Raw genomic sequence first — 17,431 nt, forward strand, 5'->3', positions numbered from 1 at the left:
TTGATATCATCTAGGTACCCGTTTCCACAAGAAAGTAAGCCTAAATAACAAAATAAATAACCTTATCTTAAAAGGGCAATAATCGGAATGGAGAGAGCCATTATAGGTACAAGGATCCAATACCAGCCACTTGATGTTTCCTCAACATAACTTCCAGCTTTTAATTCCTCTACTTCTTTTTTTAAATCGTCAATTTCCTTTTGCATTTTCTCAAGCTTCAATTCTGTTTCAGTCATTTTAGATCTCCTTTCATATTCATTCTTATCACAAGTATAACTTACATCCATTTCCATCATCAATTGTTTCATCAAAAAAAGCCTGTTCCCTTAGTAGAGAAACAGACTTATCTTCATTAAATAGCAATTTCCATTTGTACCTTGTCACCATGTTGATAATCACTCAGGTTAAAATCTTCAATGGTAAAATCATAAAAAGATTTAATAGCTGGATTAATAAAGAGCTCGGGTGCAGAGTGTGATTCCCGACTTACTTGCTCTTTTAACGGCTCAATATGACGCTCATAAATATGCGCATCTCCAATATGAAAGATATATTCGCCAAGTTCATACCCCGTTACTTGAGCAATCATTCTTTGCAAAACATTATACTGGAATACGTTAAAAGGATTCCCTAAACCCATATCGTTAGAGCGACAACGAACCTCAAGATGAAGTTTACCAGCTTTTACATGCCATTGTGTCTCATATACACATGGAGTTAATGACATTTCATCAAGCTCATCTGGATTCCATAGCATCGTAATATGTCGACGCGAGGAAGGATTAGCGATTAATTCTTGAATTAAGTAGTCAACTTGATCAAGTTCAATCGTCTCACCAGAAATAGCTGTATTTCTCGGATCGAGCAGATCCGTTTTGAGTTTTTCCACTGGGTATCGTCGATTTCTTTTAGCTAATTGATAGCCGTATGCTTTGCCTATCGTTCCGTCCTCCTGCTCCCATTCATTCCAGATCTTTACGTTCATTTGTCGGAGTTCTTCTACTTGATTTGATTTTTTTTGCCAAATCCAAAGCAACTCGCGAATGGCTGTTTTCCAGGCGACTTTTTTTGTTGTTAAAATCGGCAATTGGTTGTTTGAAAAACGCATGGACTCTGCCAAGATCGACTTTGTAAATGCAGGTTCCCCATCCTTCCAAACGGTACGTACTTCTTCACCTTGATTGCTATATCCTTCGTTAATTATTTTATCTATTATTTGTTTGTACTGACGATCTGCTTCATTCAATGTTCTTCACTCCTAAAAAAATCTCTCCTCAGTATATCGCAAATGGAGAGATTCTTATAGAGTGAATACATATAAGTCCTTAATCTTTGTAAGGGTCAAACTCATTGGCACCTGCCATACAAACACCAATCGGGCGAAGAACATGTTTGATATCAAGTGTTTCATTATGTGCCTTCAGCACGGTTTTAAGTTTCTTATACACAAATGGACTTTCGTCCGTCCCACCGCCACGTAGTTCCACACCATAAGACTTTAAGGCGTCATTCATTCGCTTAGGTGAAATCTCCCCACCTTTTCGTTGCTTTGTTTTCCAGTTCATTTTTCCTGCTGCCTGAGTTCGGCTCATGATTCGCCCCGCACCATGTACAGTGCTATAAAAGGCTGCCTTATTTTCCTCAGTATCTTTTCCTTGTACAATGACTGACTCATCAGCCATACTGCCCCCAATAAACCCCCACTGACCTGGAGCATTTGGTGTGGCACCTTTTCGTACAACAACGACTTCTTTACCATTATGTGTTTCCTTCCAGGCGAAGTTGTGGTGGTTGTGAACAGAAAATGTAACATCAGCTTTTAAGATATCAAGGACTTTATCAATGACATAATCACGCCCCGCATACGCGTATTGGCCTGCTAATGTCATCGCCTGAAAATACATTTCTCCTACATCTGAATCAAGCTCAAATAACGTCGGGACATCTTCCATTTTTTCGCCACCGACCTTATCATGAAAGGCTTTGCCTTTCGCTAGATTTAGAAAACCGCTTGCTGTTTTATGTCCAAATCCTCGACTACCAAAATGATTTGCAATCCAAATTTGATTCGTTGCTTCTTCAACAAACAAATCAACAAAGTGATTGCCACTACCTACAGTACCCAGTTGCCTTTGAGCTAGCTGCTTAAATGTCTCTCTTGTTGTACCATCAATCTCATCAAACACGTGCCAAGCTGGATCATCAAATAATTTGTGATCCACCAATTCTTGATTCTGTCTCCCTATGCCAAACGAGATCGTTCGCGCGATCTCATCCATGATTTTAGGCAGCTTACGTTTAATATCTTTTAATGTTAAATCCGTGCGAACCGCTTTGTTGCCACAGCCAATATCATAACCAACACCAGAAGGAGAAATCTGACGATCATACACCATGACTCCACCAACTGGCTGACTATAGCCTTTATGATGATCTGCCATTAATAAGCTTTGAATCACACGCCCATGACTTGCACACGTCACAGCCTGATCCACTGCATTATCAAGTGGACTTCCCCACACTCGCACAGAACGAATGTCTTGATACATCTAATCACCTCAAACAATTTGTTTTTAATGATCATACCATAATAATGTATTTAAATATTTAAAATTACAATTACATAGAAGCATAGTTACCTACCTGTTCAAACAATGTATGCCCCTCCGGCTCCGCTACCAGGATGGAGGGCACGCTTTCCGCAGGCGGGCGTGGAACTAACCGGCTATGCCGGTGGATTTCCACCTGCCCTCTCCTCGAGGCCACTGAAAAAGTCAGTTAGAAAAAAGCTCACGGGCACCGCTCCAGGAGAAACCTTCGCTTTCCGCGGGAACGGCCTCAGCCCTTGAAGTGGAAGGACACCCCTTCAATGTCTTCAGACTCGTTCTGTTCCGCAGGAGTCTTCGGTTTCTCCTTCCGCTATTCTTCTGATCAACTAAATGGCAACGTTCTTTTTTAGGTATAGTCGTCATTTTAGTCTGCCTCTCTATCTAACATGAAAGTGGTGGCTGACTATGATTCAAAAACAACAATCTTTCCAACTCAGTGCGTATGCTGATCTATATGATCTCATCGTTCCTAAAGATCATACATTACGGAAACTGAATGATCTTATTGATTTTTCCTTTATTTATGATGAGTTGGTACAGAATTATAACGTGGATCACGGTCGCTCAGCCATAGACCCTATTCGAATGTTTAAATATTTATTGTTAAAAAGCATGTTTCCATTATCAGATGTGGATCTGGTGGAGCGTTCTAGATATGATATGTCGTATAAATACTTCTTAGGCATGGCACCTGAGGAAGAGGTCATTGATTCAAGCTCCTTAACGAAGTTCCGTAAATTGCGTCTGAATGTACTTGATTTATTAATCGGAAAGACAGTCGAACTAGCGGTTGAACAAGGCGTCATTAAAAGTAAAACGATCATCGTTGATTCTACTCATACCCAGGCACGTTATAACCAGAAAAAGCCGATCGATATTTTGCGAGAACGATCAAAAAACTTGAGGAAAGCAGTCTATTCTGTCGATGAGTCCATCAAGTCAAACTTCCAGCTAAGCCAACTCAGAATGATTTAGATGAAGAACTCGTGTACACGCAAACCCTCTTGAGTGTGATCAAACAACATCCGACCCTGCATGCCTCCTATCCAAAGGTGACGGAGCCGTTGAATCTAGTAGAAGAAACCGTCAACGATGATATCGAACGCCTCCAATCCATGAAAGATCAAGACGCCCGAAGGGGTCACAAAAGTGCCGATACGTCTTTCTTTGGCTATAAAACTCATCTAGCGATGAGTGATGAACGCGTGATTACCGCAGCGGTCATCACAACAGGAGAAAAATCGGACGCAAAGCAACTTCGAACACTCATTGAAAAAAGTGTAGACGCTGGGATGACAGTGGAATCCGTCATCGGAGATGCGGCGTATTCAGGAAAAGATCATCTCCTGTACGCGAAAGCAAATCAGATTGAATTAATTTCTAAAACCAATCCATCCATTGCCCATGGGACACGGTCAAAGGAAGAAGAGTTTGAGTTTAATAAAGATGCGGGGATGTATGTATGTAAAGCGGGCCATTTAGCTATTTTGACACACAGACAAGGAACGACGAAGCAAGGCAAAAACCAAAGACAGAAGTATTATTTTGATATCGAGAAATGCAAGACGTGTCCCTTCCAAGAAGGGTGTTATAAACAGGGAGCCAAAAGCAAAACATATTCTGTCACCATCCATTCTCCTGAACATGAAGAACATCTCGCTTTTGAGCAAAGTGAAACGTTTAAAGAAAAAGCCAAAACGCGATACAAAATTGAAGCGAAAAATAGTGAACTAAAGCATAGACACGGGTATAAAACGGCGAATTCCTCGGGTCTATTAGCGATGGAAATTCAAGGAGCGATGGCCATCTTCTCAGCCAATCTCAAACGAATACTGAAAGTCATGGAGCAAAAATAACCCCAAAAGGGTCGGTATGATAAATAAAAACAGCTTGCCATTTCCAAAATAAAGGGAATGGTAGGCTGTTTTTATATTTTTAAAGGAACCCTTAACTACATATCAACCCTTTTTCAGTGGCCTCCCTCTCCTCCTGCAGGAGTCGGCCCTTCCATCCTGTTCGCTTTTTAAAGAGGAAATTGTGTGTAAAATTTAATAGTTGATCTTTTAAGTAATAAAAAGACGAAATGCCTCAATTCACTTCGCTTTTATAATAAAACTTTCAGCTTCATAATTAAAAGATGTGGTTTTCTTAAGATCATTGAAACCATCTGTTAAATATAAATGTTGTTCCACATAATAAACGTCTGAAAGATATTCATTTATCATTTTCGTACTAGTAAAGGCCACTACTCAAGCGGACGAAATTGGAGGGCCGACACCTGCGGGAAGTACAGACAAGGTGAAATGAACTGGCAAAGCCAGTTTAGTTCAGCGTCTGCCCGCGGTAAGCGTGCCCCCAATTTCGGGAGCGGAATCGTAGAGTCCAAATTTAGAGGACGCTCGAAATCACCCTGATTTTTTTAATCTTATAAACAAAAAATCCGACCATTGGCATTATTCATGTCATTGGTCGGATTAAACTTAATTTTCAATACCTACATGCTAATTAACGATTATCGATTTTCTCCGGATATAGATCGTGGTTCATCAATCGATGATCTGCAATTTGCTCAAACTTTGTACCAGATTTTCCGTAGTTGCAGTATGGGTCAATGCTGATGCCGCCACGTGGAGTGAACTTACCCCATACTTCAATGTAACGAGGGTCCATTAGCTCAATTAAATCGTTCATGATCTTATTCATGCAGTCTTCATGAAAATCTCCATGATTTCTAAAGCTAAATAGATAAAGCTTCAACGACTTACTCTCAACCATTTTCACATCTGGAATGTAACTGATATAGATAGCCGCAAAGTCTGGTTGACCCGTAATTGGGCACAGTGACGTGAATTCAGGACAATTGAATTTCACAAAATAGTCCCGGTTTGGGTGTTGGTTCTCGAATACTTCTAAAATGCCTGGGTTGTATTCAACCTCATATTTTGTTCCTTGGTTGCCGAGTAACGTTACTCCCTCAAGCTCATCCTTTTGTCTTCCACTCATTATGCTCTCTCCTTAAACACCACGTTTATTACCCCAAACCAATGTGTGAAGTTGTGGCAATACTCGGGCCTTGTTCATTGTTTTTGAAGCAACAGTCTTATCAATCAGCCATTCATATTTTTCTAATAGATCAGAAACAAGTGCTTGATCATTCGTTGTTGTCGCATCCTCATTTCCAACCTGTAAATAAAACGGAAATTCCGGATATCGTGAATGAATGTCTTCTGCATAAGCAAAATCGACGTCATCAAATACAACCACTTTTAAACTCGTTTGTTCTTTTGAAAGTCGCTCATAGAACACATCTAGTTTTGCAAAGTCAGTTGTCATACCTGAACTAGGTGGCTTAGGTGAAATGGTTACATCCGTTATGTCTGTTAACCAATCCTTCCAAAAGGTCCCCTGTGTTTCTACTGCTGTTTCAATCCCAAGTTGTGAAAGATGATCTACTAACTCACCTATTCCCTTATGCAAAGCAGGGTTTCCACCTGAAATTGTTACATGAGAAAATTGATCGCCACCTATTTTTTGCAAGTCGGATAGAATTTCCTCTGCTGTCATCGATGTACTTGAGCCTGTGCCATCCCAAGTAAAGCTTGAATCACACCATGAGCATTTATAATCACAGCCACCAGTACGAACAAACATTGTTTTTTTGCCGATGACCATGCCTTCTCCTTGAATCGTTGGACCGAATATCTCCATTACAGGGATCTTACTCATGAGCTTTCACCTTGCTTTGGACGATACACGACATAGCTTGTCGGTGTTTCGCGAACAAGCACCTGCAAACATACGGGCTTGTTATCCATTGAGTCTAATTCAGCCTGAACAGCTAGTCCAATTTGACGAGCGACCTCTTCTGTAGTTGGCGGCCGACTGGCAAACTCCTGATGATCATTTAATAAGGTGTGATCGTAGCGTTTGTGAACGATGGTTTTGAGTCTTTTAAAATCAACTAAAAAACCAAGCTCATCCAGCTCGTCTCCGGCAATTGTCAGGTTAATAAAATACGTATGACCGTGCATATGCTGGCAATCTCCAAGCTCGTTCATCGTCAATGTAATGAGCGGCAGCCAGATGCATATCTTTATTTAGTTCAAATGTATAAGAATGTGGAACCTGTGGGTAAAACTGCTGAAGCATTATGCTTGTACCTCCTTCCGACGAAGATAAGCATCTAAGCCATTTCTTCTTAGGATACAAGAAGGACATTCGCCACAGCCATCACCACGGATTCCGTGATAGCAGGTTAATGTTTTTTCTTGAACAAAGGAAAGCGCGTCTAGTTGATCAGCCAACTCCCACGTTTGCTCTTTGTTCAACCACATAAGTGGTGTATGAATGACAAACTGTTCATCCATAGCTAGATTTAAAGTTACATTCAGCGACTTAATAAACACATCACGACAATCTGGGTATCCACTAAAGTCCGTCTCGCATACACCCGTGATCAGGTGACGAGCTCCCATTTCACGTGCATAAACAGCAGCAAATGAAAGAAATAGATGGTTGCGACCGGCTACGAATGTAGATGGCAGTTCCCCTTCTTCTCCAACACCCACTTCAATGTCAGAGCGTGTTAACGCGTTCGCGGATAATTGATTAATTAAGCTCATATCAAGTACGTGAAATGATACACCAAGTTCTGCGGCTATCTCTCGTGCACATTCAATTTCCTCAGAATGACGCTGACCATAATCAAAGGTCACTGTATGGACCTCTTTAAATTCTTTTAATGCCCAAAATAAACACGTTGTACTATCTTGTCCGCCGCTAAATACAACAACGGCTTTTTCTTCTTTTATCATGCACTCATTTCTCCTTTGCTTAAGGGAAAAGAGCATTCGTAACCCCATACACAGGAAAAAAACTGGCTCGGTTAAAGAACTGAACACAGTTTACCGTTAGTTTTTTATAGAGGGAGTTCGCGAACCTCTTATGCCTATGAAGACGGCATCCTTTATCTTTTTTATTCATCCAATAGTGTACCATATCGTACGGCGATCAGCTATTCTTTTCACTTTGCGTAAAACTTGGTAATATAGGAGAGAATATAAATTCAGTTTGCCCAAAATGAGGAGGCTTTTTATGTCTTTTGTAAATCAAGTAGAAAAATATGCAGAACTTGCTGTTAAAGTCGGCGTGAACATTCAGCCAGGTCAAACCTTAGTGGTTCGTACCCCATTATTTGCAGCAGATTTTGTTCGAATTGTTGCCAAGAAAGCATATGAAGCAGGAGCTTGGACATGTTGAAGTTGAATGGTCTGATGAAGAGATCACTAAGCTTAAATATAACCTCGCACCAGATGAGTCCTTCCATACATACCCTGAGTGGCGTGCAAAAGGATTAGAAGAAGAAGCTGAAAAAGGTTCTGCTTTCCTAAGTATTACGGGTAGCGATCCCGATCTTCTAAAAGGAGTTGACCCTTCACGTATCGCTAATGCAAACAAAGCTGCTGGTGCCGCACTAAACGGCTTCAGACGTTATATCACCTCTGATAAGGTTAGCTGGTCGATTGTTGCGATACCATCAGTCGGTTGGGCAGAAACCGTATTCCCTGAAGAAAAAGGTGAAGCAGCAGTTGAAAAGCTATGGAATGCTATTTTTGCTGCCACACGTATCGATCAAGCTGATCCAGTAGCCGCATGGAAAGATCATCTCGCAACTCTTGATGAGAAAATGGAGATTTTAAATAAACATCACTTCCAAGCCCTTCATTATACAGCGGAAGGTACAGACTTAACGATTGAGTTACCAGAAACACATCTTTGGGTATCAGGTGGAAGCATTAGTAAGGGTGGCGTTGATTTCGTCGCAAATATGCCGACAGAGGAAGTCTTTACGGCAGCGAAGAAAACAGGTGTAAACGGACATGTAACAAGTACAAAACCACTTAGTTACGGTGGTTCTTTGATTGAAGATTTTAAGTTAACCTTTAAAGACGGAAAAATTGTGGAAGCTACAGCAAAAAAAGGTCAAGAAACGTTAGATCGTTTACTTGAAAATGATGAAAACTCTCGCTACATTGGTGAAGTTGCACTCGTGCCTCACAAATCACCTATTTCAGATACAAATATCATTTTCTTTAATACACTTTTTGATGAGAATGCTTCAAATCATTTAGCGATTGGTAGTGCTTACGCCTTTAATATTGAAGGCGGTAAAGAAATGTCCAATGAAGAGCTTGAGAAAAACGGCATTAACACAAGCCAAACTCACGTTGACTTCATGGTTGGATCAGCTACTATGGATATTGATGGAATTCAAGAAGATGGAAGCCGTGTTCCTGTGTTCCGTAACGGAAACTGGGCTATCTAATCGTAAAAGAAACAACAAACGACGAACATCCCAATGATGTTCGTCGTTTGTCTGTCATTTCTTAGATTTTTTTACTAATAGTATTTTTAGTTATCTCCTTTTCTAGTTATTACGGTTCAAGACGTTCGCCTCTTCTAAATTCTTGGAATTTCTTTGTCTCCTTCACAATAACACCAGATAAAAACAGTAACGCAATTAAGTTTGGAATTGCCATTAAAGCATTAAAAATATCCGCTATACCCCAAATCAAATCCAGTTGTGAAACTGCACCTACAAAGACAAACAGTACATAAACGACTTTATAATAGTGAGCATTATGATCACCAAATAGATAACCAAAACACTTCTCACCATAATAAGACCAACCAAGTACAGTTGTGAAGGCAAAGAATACAATACCAAATGTTACAATATATCCACCAAAACCTGGCAATAATGCATTAAACGCTTCTCCTGTTAAAACGCCAGATCTATCAGATTCCATTCCTGAATATAATCCACTCATCACTATTACTAGGCCAGTAATTGAACAAATAATGATTGTATCTAAAAATGTGCCTGTCATAGAAACGAGAGCCTGTCGCCCTGGATAATCTGTTTTAGCAGCAGCTGCAGCAATTGGTGCAGATCCTAAACCTGCTTCATTAGAGAATACACCTCTCGCTACACCATAACGTATAGCTGTACCAAGAATACCTCCAGCTACTGATTCTCCAGTAAAAGCTGCTGTAACAATTGTTGAAAGAGCTTCGGGAACCATTGAAATATTCATAAAAATAATGATTAATCCGCCAACTAGATAAACAACTGCCATAAATGGGACTACAATAGATGCCACTCTACCAATTCGCTTAATCCCACCCAAGATAACTAAGCCTGCCAATATCGTTAATACGATCCCCGTTATCCAGGGGGTAATATTAAAACTAGATTCAAGTGATGCAGCAACTGTATTTGACTGCGTCATATTTCCAATCCCAAACGAAGCTAAAAATCCAAATAATGCAAAAAGAACCGCCAACCATTTCCATCCTAATCCTTTTTCTATGTAATACATCGGACCACCGGAAATTTCTCCTTTTTCATTTACAACTCTGTATTTAACTGCCAGTATAGCCTCTCCATATTTGGTTGCCATACCGAAAAATGCTGCGACCCACATCCAGAAAACAGCGCCAACACCGCCTAGTAGAATTGCAGAAGCTACTCCAGCAATATTACCAGTACCGATTGTTGCTGCTAATGCAGTCATTAATGATTGAAAATGAGAGATATCACCATCTTCTTTGATATCTTTTTGCTTTTTCTTAGAAGGAAAAAACACAAGCTTTAAAGCGTAAGGGAGATTAAATATTTGCAAAAAACCTAAACGTATTGTTAAAAATATTCCCGTTCCTACTATTAGTACTAGTGTGATTGGTCCCCAAACTATATCACCGAGTACTGAAACGGTAACCTCCAGTAAACTTATAAAAGAAGACCAGACATTAGAAATCAGATCCATATAAACTCTTCCCCTCTCCAATCACTGTCTTAATGTACATCGTTAAAGTTTACTTATTTCACTACCTCCAGTCAATATGTTTGTCATATAATTCGACACGAACATTTAATCTCCTCCATAAAAAATGGGATCCATTGAGGATCCCTAATTGCTGACGTTAATGTTTAATGTCAAATGATCTTTCGGAAATGGTTTCCTCTTTTAACCTCCGCTGGATGTTATTTACTTTTGCAAATCGATTCTTTGTTTTTAATGCATGAAGAAATGGTTCAAATAGCTGGTCTTCACCTTCGGCTTCTACTTCAACTGTTCCATCTGGTAAATTGCGCACCCAACCAACTAAACCAAACTGTTGTGCTAGCTCTTGTGTAAAGTAACGAAAACCAACACCTTGTACCCTTCCTTCAACGATCAGATGATGTCTTTTGATCATCAGAATCCCTCCAAATAAACTGGCTCCTATTCTATGACCGATACAAGGTTGTTTTAAACATTCCTTCTCCTTAAAAGATCTAATGATCGCTCCACATCTATCTGACCTACTCCATCTGCATTTACAAATGATGTTCCTTCAACAAGTAATTGTTTAATCATATTAGGTGTTAAACTTACATCAGATTGAAGCAACATGGCCGCAGCTCCAGCACAAAATGGTGTGGACATTGAGGTACCTGACATTTTTGTGTAATGTTTCTCATGACGATTCGACTTTTGAAATCGATCGATAAATGAGCCAGGCGTTCGCAAAGAAATAAGATCAACACCTGGCGCTAATAGATCTGGTTTTCTCTTTCCATATATGGTTGGTCCTCTACTTGAAAACGGTGCTGTGTTAAATGTCTCGCTTGGATAAATATGACTTGTATCAAGTGATCCAACCGTTATAACTTCCTCACTTACACCGGGACTAGCTATTGTAAATGGATCAGGTCCGTCATTACCTGCAGCCGTAACAACTGTAATTCCAGATTTCCATGCTTCCTCCACCATTCTGACTATAGGGTCATCTTGTTCTGTCATATATTTGGTTGCATGTGTTCCTAGCGATAAAGAGATAATGTGAATAGGATGACTAGGATGATTTTGATTATATTTTATACACCACTCCACACCCTGGATGATGGATTCAATCGTTCCCGTACCTGTTCGATCAAGAACTTTGATTCCAATAATATTTGCTTCTGGTGCCATTCCGTTATACGTTCCATTTGATAATAAGCCATTACCTGCAGCTATACCTGCACAATGTGTACCATGTCCATTATCATCATAAGCATTAGCTCGACCATTGATAAAATCTACAAATCCAGAGATTCTGCCTGCCAAATCTTCATGTTGAAAGACACCTGTATCGATAATCGCGATCGTAACTCCTTTACCTGTTAACAAACCTGGAGTATTTTTAGTTGGTTGTCCAGGTTTTTGTGCTTTATGACCAAACCTTAATGCTTTAATCTTCCTGTTAAGATAAATTCGTTTTATTGAAGGACAATGCGATAAAATAAATTCTAATCTTTCAGGTGTTATATATGCACTACAACATGAAATACTAGAGAAACGATTCCGAACACAACTTTTACCGTGACCATTTAACAATTGTTCCATTAGAAACGAATGAAAAAAAACAGCGGTCCTCTCAAACTCGATAATCACTGAAAGCTTCTGCTTTGTTTGTAGTCTTTTCTCAAGAAATCGATGAAGAAAACAGGGAGTAAAACGGAATGGTTTGTAAAGGTCAAGTATCGCTTCACGTAGCGGTTTATCTAGCTTTGTCGAATGTCCTCTTACTAATTTAACCATAGAATAATTAAACATAAGATCCCTCCATCCTAATTACCCTACCCTATACAATATGAATTCTAGAATAGAGCGACCGGATGTGTGTCCTTACACATGTGACAAAAGGCATATGTGCGAATAATAAAAAATATAAATGTAAGGGTTTTCAAAATGAGTTTAATGGGGTATACTAAAAATATCACAAAAAAGACACAACTTAGACACTGAATGTTCATACAATGATACAATTAGACTTTTTGAAGGAGATGAGAAAAAAATGGGTATTTTCTTTTTCTATATGTTTGTAGCAAGTGCCACTCCTCTGTTCTTATGGCTTGAGTATCATAAATTGGCTGTTGCAAGTATTCCTGGAATTTTCGCGATGTGGATTCTTGGTGCGATTTATATAATTAGTCCTTCGTGGTGGTTAGAGGCTTGGTTTATCTTTACATTTTCAGTTAACGTTGTTCTTGCACATTATGCGGCAATCGTTTTATATGGTATGCCTTATATCAAACAAAAACGACTTGAGCGTCAGCCTAAACGTTTGATTTGATCAAATACAGTGGCTGAACGAAAGTATACGGATAACACATAGAGACGGACGATCCTAAATTCAGGGTCGTCCCTCTTTTTGGTTTCAAGTTACAAATGAGAGAATGGATAAATTGCAGTCTCGCCGCTCCCGGAATATGGGTGGCACGCTTTCCGTGGGAGGCGTTGACCTAAATTGGCTACGCCATTTTAGATGAACCTTGCCTTTTAGTCCCACTGGAGTCAGCCTCCCCCATCCCGTGCGCTTTGAGAGAGCGCCAAATTATTTAACAGATTATTATTGGAAATAATACCTGGTTAAATTTATTAAATCTGGTATTTCTATATACTAGATGGTTAAAACTTCAGATGTATTTATGTACTCTTCAAAGTTCCAAGATTAGAGAGTACGAACGAATCTACATGTAATGAACCTAGGGCATAACGAAATGAATGTATCTCAAGATGAACAATTTTTAAAAAAACATTACTATTTAAAAATTTCGCTAAACTAAAAGGTGACTCATCAGCCTCCATGTTGGCGTTGCGGAGTGGAGGTTCCGAAGCTATAGACATCGGTTATTAATTTTGACAAACAAAAAAACGGACCATTATGTGAAAGTAACATCATAATGGTCCGTTTTTTATATTAGCTGAAACACTTATGTCCCAACCTCTTATTCTTACTGGTGCTGCGGTAAATGAATTCCAAATTCTAAAACAAAGTATGAGCCAATAACAATGATGACAGCGATAAAAATCGCAAAGATTGTATGGCCTGACTGTGTAACTCCGTCTTTTCCTTCACGCATATGCATGAACATAAATAATTGAACTCCTGCTTGAACAAAGGCAAACAAGAAAATAACAATTACTTTAACGAGTGAAGATAGATCTGTATAAAGTGCTATCCATACAGCAAACAGTGTTAATAGAATGGATCCAAGAAAACCAATAATATGTGACCAAGGTGCATGAGATTTATTTTCGCTCATCCTATAATCCCCCCAGACCCATCAGGTAAACACCTGTGAAGATAAAGATCCAGATAACATCAAGGAAGTGCCAGTACAAACTTGCAATAAACACTTTTGACGTTGTTCGTGGCGTGAAACCACGACGTTTTACCTGAATGAGTAATAACGTAATCCAACCAATACCAACGGAAACGTGCAATCCGTGTGTTCCAAGTAGAACAAAGAACGCAGACCAGAATGCACTTGTTGATAATGTGGCACCTTCGTGAGCGTAATGCCAGAACTCATAGATCTCAAATCCAACAAATCCTAACCCAAGAATCAAGGTAAGAATCATCCAATTAATCATCTGTTTCACTTTACCAGAACGCATCGCATGAATGGCTAATCCACAAGTGAAACTACTTGTTAATAGAAGGAACGTCATAATTAACACAAGATCTAGTGCAAATAAATGCCCAGCTGAAACACCACCAACCGTACGATTTACGAGTACAAAGTATGTTGCAAACAGCGTTGAAAAGAGGGCAAACTCTGCTCCGATAAAAATCCAGAAGCCAAGAATATTATTCCGTCCTTCTGCTGATTGAAATTCAAGCGGTTCATTGGCGTATTCTGCGTCTTCAGCATGTGCCATTTACTTCGCCTCCCTTGCACGTTTTTCAGTTTCTTCTATTTCTTCAACACTTACATAATAACCATCGTTGTAATCAAATGAACGGAAAGCCATGCAAGCAAAAATTCCGATTCCGCCTACAATACCCATCCAGAACCATTCGAATACGAGTCCAAATCCGACTAAGAACATAAAGCAACCCATTACAAATGGTAATGCTGTATTACTCGGCATATGGATCTTTTCATATTTCTCAATTTTATTAGGATCAATGCCTTCTTCTTTCATTTTCCAATAGGCATCCATTGAAGTAACTTCTGGTACCTTCGCAAAGTTATAATGCGGCGGAATCGCAGACGATGTTGCCCATTCAAGTGTACGTCCATCCCATGAGTCTCCAGTTGTCTCTCTTGGAGAGTAACGGAAGCTGTAATAGATGTTGTAAACAAGAATGATAAAAGCAAGCCCCATAATAAAGGCACCTACTGTTGAAATAAAGTTTAGTGCAAACCAACCATCTTCTACGCCATATACATTAATACGACGAGGCATACCATCAAGTCCTAGGAAATATTGCGGGAAGAAACAAATGTTGAATCCTGCAACAAAAATCCAAAAGAACCATTTTCCAATTCGCTCGTTTAACTTGTGACCAAACATTTTTGGGTACCAGTAAATAAGACCGGCAAAACAAGCAAATACTGTGGCTGCAATTAGAACATAGTGAAAGTGTGATACTAAGAAATACGTATTATGGTACTGGTAATCAGCTGCTGCCATCGCAAGCATAACACCTGTTACCCCACCAATAACAAAGTTCGGAATAAAAGCAATCGACCAAAGCATAGGTGTTGTAAAACTAATTCGACCTTTGTGCATGGTTAATAGCCAGTTAAAGATCTTAACCCCTGTTGGAATCGAAATCGCCATCGTTGTGATGGAGAAAAACGAATTAACAACAGCGCCAGACCCCATTGTAAAGAAGTGATGCACCCATACCAAGAAACTTAGTACGGAAATCGCAATAATGGAGTAAACCATTGCATTATATCCAAACAAACGTTTTTTCGAGAAGGTCGAGATAATCTCAGAGAAAATACCGAATGCAGGTAATGCCACGATATATACCTCAGGGTGACCCCAAATCCAAAATAAGTTTGCCCAAAGCATTGGCATACCACCGTTTGTTAAGTTAAAGAAATGTGTACCAAACAAACGGTCAAATGTCATTTCAGCAAGTGCAATTGTTAATACTGGGAACGCAAGAACAATAATCATTGAGGTGATCAAAGTTGTCCAAGTAAACATTGGCATCATAAACAATTTCATGCCTTTAGCACGCATCTTAAAGATCGTAACCATCATGTTAACACCAGTTGCTAGTGTACCAATACCTGAGATCTGTAAACCAAGAAGGTAATAGTTTTGACCTGGACCTGGGTTTAGCTCATTTGACGCAAGTGGCATATAACTAGTCCAACCTGCTGATGGTGATCCACCGATGATAAATGAGATGTTAAAAAGCCCCATCCCAATGACAAATGTCCAAAAGCTCAAGTTATTCAAAAACGGAAATGCAACGTCACGTGCTCCAATTTGCAATGGAACAACAACGTTCATTAACCCAATTAGAAACGGCATCGCCATGAAAATAATCATGATCGTACCGTGTGTTGTAAAAATTTCATTATAGTGCAACGAATCTAAAAATGTCATATTTGGTGCAGCTAACTGTGTGCGCATCATTAAGGCATCTATTCCACCGCGGAAAAACATTAAAATCGCGATTAGAATATACATAATCCCTAATTTCTTATGGTCAACACTTGTAATCCATTCATCCCAAAGCCATTTCCATTTCTTGAAATATGTGAGCACAAATACTGCTCCAATTCCAGAAATAAGGATGGAGATTTGGGCGCCTAAAATTAGCGGATCTCCAGTTATTATAAATTCATCCCATTTCAAAAGTAGCGTCCCCTTTCATTTGAAAGTGCCTCACTTGCTATTCTGTAGCAGTTTGACTTTCAAACCCTTCTATCTCTCCAGATTCTGATTGTGTCAGCTCAGGCATCTCATATGCTTTTCCAGGCACGGGAATGTGGATTTAATGGTACATAACCCATACGGTCCCACGCATTAATGGCATATTCTGCGTCTGTTGAATGATCAACCCAATCCAAATGTGTTGAACTAAATGTCATCTCTGAAGCAGAACCAGGAACCATCAGTTTGTCGTATTCATCTTGAGTTAACTCAGGGGCATCATTTTGTGTTTCTTCCACCCAAGTATCAAAATCACCTTGCTCTAACGCCACAACATCAAACCTTTGATCAGCAAATCCTTCACCTGTGTAGTTAGCATTACGCCCTGCGTATGTGCCAACCTCATCGGCTTGAAGGTAAAGCTGAGTTTCCATTCCGGCCATATTGTATTTTTGGCCACCAAGCTGAGGAATCCATAATGCTGCCATTGAATCGGCAGACGTTAACTTAAAGAGGATCGGTCGATCAGTTGGGATATTCAAATAATTAACCGTCTCAATTCCCTCTTCTGGATAGCTAAAAATCCACTTCCAGTTAACGCTTGTTGCGTGTACGACAACTGGTTCTTTGTGCGAGGTTGCAGCAGGTGCTTCCTCTAACTCAAAGATTGTCATAATAGTAGGTACAGAAAGAATAATAACGATAATGACAGGTATGATCGTCCATATAATTTCTAACTTGTGACTTCCTTCAATATCAGGTTGATATCCTTTATGGTCATCTCGTTCCCTATATTTCACAAGAATAACTGTTAGCAGAATGAAGACTACTAAAACAATTAATAGCATGAATCCAATAGAGAACAAAATTAGCCAAGCTTGCGATTCCGCAACCGGACCTTTTGGATCCAATACCGTCATATTTCCACATCCGCTCAAAAATAGGCTTAACGCAAGGAACGCCAACCACTTAAGAGACTTTCCATTTTTCAGCAAAGGTATCACCCTTCTTCCTAAGACGTAATTGCATAAACTTTTTTGTGAACCCTTGAACATACCTTTCATTGCTTTTATCCTACCATAAATCAGGATAGGTGCGGGT

Annotated in this window: 14 protein-coding genes, 3 pseudogenes and 1 riboswitch; of the genes and pseudogenes, 3 read left to right on the forward strand and 14 right to left on the reverse strand. The window is 39.6% G+C overall.

Annotated elements, in window-relative coordinates:
- Positions 1-62: 62 nt before the first annotated feature.
- From NDM98_RS03145 to NDM98_RS03155, 3 genes are all read right to left on the reverse strand, one after another.
- On the reverse strand, positions 63-236 hold the full coding sequence (locus NDM98_RS03145; RefSeq protein ID WP_251604542.1) for a hypothetical protein: 174 nt from the start codon (positions 234-236) through the stop codon (positions 63-65).
- A gap of 116 nt (positions 237-352) precedes the next feature.
- Positions 353-1,246, reverse strand: a complete 894-nt coding sequence (gene thyA / locus NDM98_RS03150; RefSeq protein ID WP_251604544.1) for a thymidylate synthase — start codon at positions 1,244-1,246, stop codon at positions 353-355.
- A gap of 79 nt (positions 1,247-1,325) precedes the next feature.
- The gene (locus NDM98_RS03155) at positions 1,326-2,549 is read right to left on the reverse strand and encodes an RtcB family protein (RefSeq protein ID WP_251604547.1); all 1,224 of its coding nucleotides are present in this window, start codon (positions 2,547-2,549) and stop codon (positions 1,326-1,328) included.
- Between the two features lie 465 nt (positions 2,550-3,014).
- Here NDM98_RS03155 and NDM98_RS03160 point away from each other — a divergent pair.
- Positions 3,015-4,465: pseudogene (locus tag NDM98_RS03160) on the forward strand (IS1182 family transposase).
- Between the two features lie 649 nt (positions 4,466-5,114).
- Here the strand turns inward: NDM98_RS03160 and queF are convergent.
- From queF to queC, 4 genes and pseudogenes are all read right to left on the reverse strand, one after another.
- Positions 5,115-5,612, reverse strand: coding sequence for a preQ(1) synthase (gene queF / locus NDM98_RS03165; RefSeq protein ID WP_251604549.1), 498 nt, complete (start codon positions 5,610-5,612; stop codon positions 5,115-5,117).
- A gap of 12 nt (positions 5,613-5,624) precedes the next feature.
- Complete coding sequence (queE, locus tag NDM98_RS03170) at positions 5,625-6,335, reverse strand: 7-carboxy-7-deazaguanine synthase QueE (protein WP_251604550.1); 711 nt, start codon at positions 6,333-6,335, stop codon at positions 5,625-5,627.
- A pseudogene (gene queD / locus NDM98_RS03175) lies at positions 6,332-6,758 on the reverse strand (6-carboxytetrahydropterin synthase QueD). The gene queE and the pseudogene queD overlap by 4 nt, the downstream one beginning before the upstream one ends.
- The gene (gene queC, locus NDM98_RS03180) at positions 6,758-7,423 is read right to left on the reverse strand and encodes a 7-cyano-7-deazaguanine synthase QueC (RefSeq protein WP_251604551.1); all 666 of its coding nucleotides are present in this window, start codon (positions 7,421-7,423) and stop codon (positions 6,758-6,760) included. Before queC ends, queD begins: the two are co-directional and overlap by 1 nt.
- A gap of 90 nt (positions 7,424-7,513) precedes the next feature.
- Positions 7,514-7,557: riboswitch (PreQ1 riboswitch) on the reverse strand.
- A gap of 146 nt (positions 7,558-7,703) precedes the next feature.
- Here queC and NDM98_RS03185 point away from each other — a divergent pair.
- Positions 7,704-8,934 (forward strand): annotated as a pseudogene (locus NDM98_RS03185) (aminopeptidase).
- 109 nt (positions 8,935-9,043) lie between these two features.
- Here the strand turns inward: NDM98_RS03185 and NDM98_RS03190 are convergent.
- From NDM98_RS03190 to NDM98_RS03200, 3 genes are all read right to left on the reverse strand, one after another.
- The gene (locus NDM98_RS03190) at positions 9,044-10,438 is read right to left on the reverse strand and encodes an alanine/glycine:cation symporter family protein (RefSeq protein ID WP_251604552.1); all 1,395 of its coding nucleotides are present in this window, start codon (positions 10,436-10,438) and stop codon (positions 9,044-9,046) included.
- Between the two features lie 157 nt (positions 10,439-10,595).
- Positions 10,596-10,871 carry an acylphosphatase gene (locus NDM98_RS03195; RefSeq protein ID WP_251604553.1) on the reverse strand — a complete coding sequence of 92 codons (276 nt, stop codon included), beginning with the start codon at positions 10,869-10,871 and terminating at the stop codon, positions 10,596-10,598.
- A 53-nt stretch (positions 10,872-10,924) separates the two neighbouring features.
- Positions 10,925-12,253 carry a S8 family peptidase gene (locus tag NDM98_RS03200; protein ID WP_251604554.1) on the reverse strand — a complete coding sequence of 443 codons (1,329 nt, stop codon included), beginning with the start codon at positions 12,251-12,253 and terminating at the stop codon, positions 10,925-10,927.
- A 241-nt stretch (positions 12,254-12,494) separates the two neighbouring features.
- Here NDM98_RS03200 and NDM98_RS03205 point away from each other — a divergent pair, with 241 nt between their 5' ends.
- Positions 12,495-12,773, forward strand: a complete 279-nt coding sequence (locus NDM98_RS03205) for a spore morphogenesis/germination protein YwcE (protein ID WP_251604555.1) — start codon at positions 12,495-12,497, stop codon at positions 12,771-12,773.
- A 661-nt stretch (positions 12,774-13,434) separates the two neighbouring features.
- Here NDM98_RS03205 and qoxD read toward each other — a convergent pair.
- From qoxD to qoxA, 4 genes are all read right to left on the reverse strand, one after another.
- A complete protein-coding gene (gene qoxD, locus NDM98_RS03210; protein ID WP_251604557.1) occupies positions 13,435-13,746 on the reverse strand; it encodes a cytochrome aa3 quinol oxidase subunit IV in 312 nt (103 codons plus the stop codon).
- A gap of 1 nt (position 13,747) precedes the next feature.
- The gene (gene qoxC / locus NDM98_RS03215) at positions 13,748-14,365 is read right to left on the reverse strand and encodes a cytochrome aa3 quinol oxidase subunit III (RefSeq protein WP_251604559.1); all 618 of its coding nucleotides are present in this window, start codon (positions 14,363-14,365) and stop codon (positions 13,748-13,750) included.
- The gene (gene qoxB / locus NDM98_RS03220) at positions 14,366-16,312 is read right to left on the reverse strand and encodes a cytochrome aa3 quinol oxidase subunit I (RefSeq protein WP_251604569.1); all 1,947 of its coding nucleotides are present in this window, start codon (positions 16,310-16,312) and stop codon (positions 14,366-14,368) included. It lies immediately after the preceding gene.
- Between the two features lie 107 nt (positions 16,313-16,419).
- Complete coding sequence (gene qoxA / locus NDM98_RS03225) at positions 16,420-17,325, reverse strand: cytochrome aa3 quinol oxidase subunit II (protein ID WP_251604576.1); 906 nt, start codon at positions 17,323-17,325, stop codon at positions 16,420-16,422.
- Positions 17,326-17,431 lie beyond the last annotated feature (106 nt).

It is taken from the genome of Alkalicoccobacillus plakortidis (genome assembly GCF_023703085.1).
Lineage (GTDB): Bacteria > Bacillota > Bacilli > Bacillales > Bacillaceae_D > Alkalicoccobacillus > Alkalicoccobacillus plakortidis.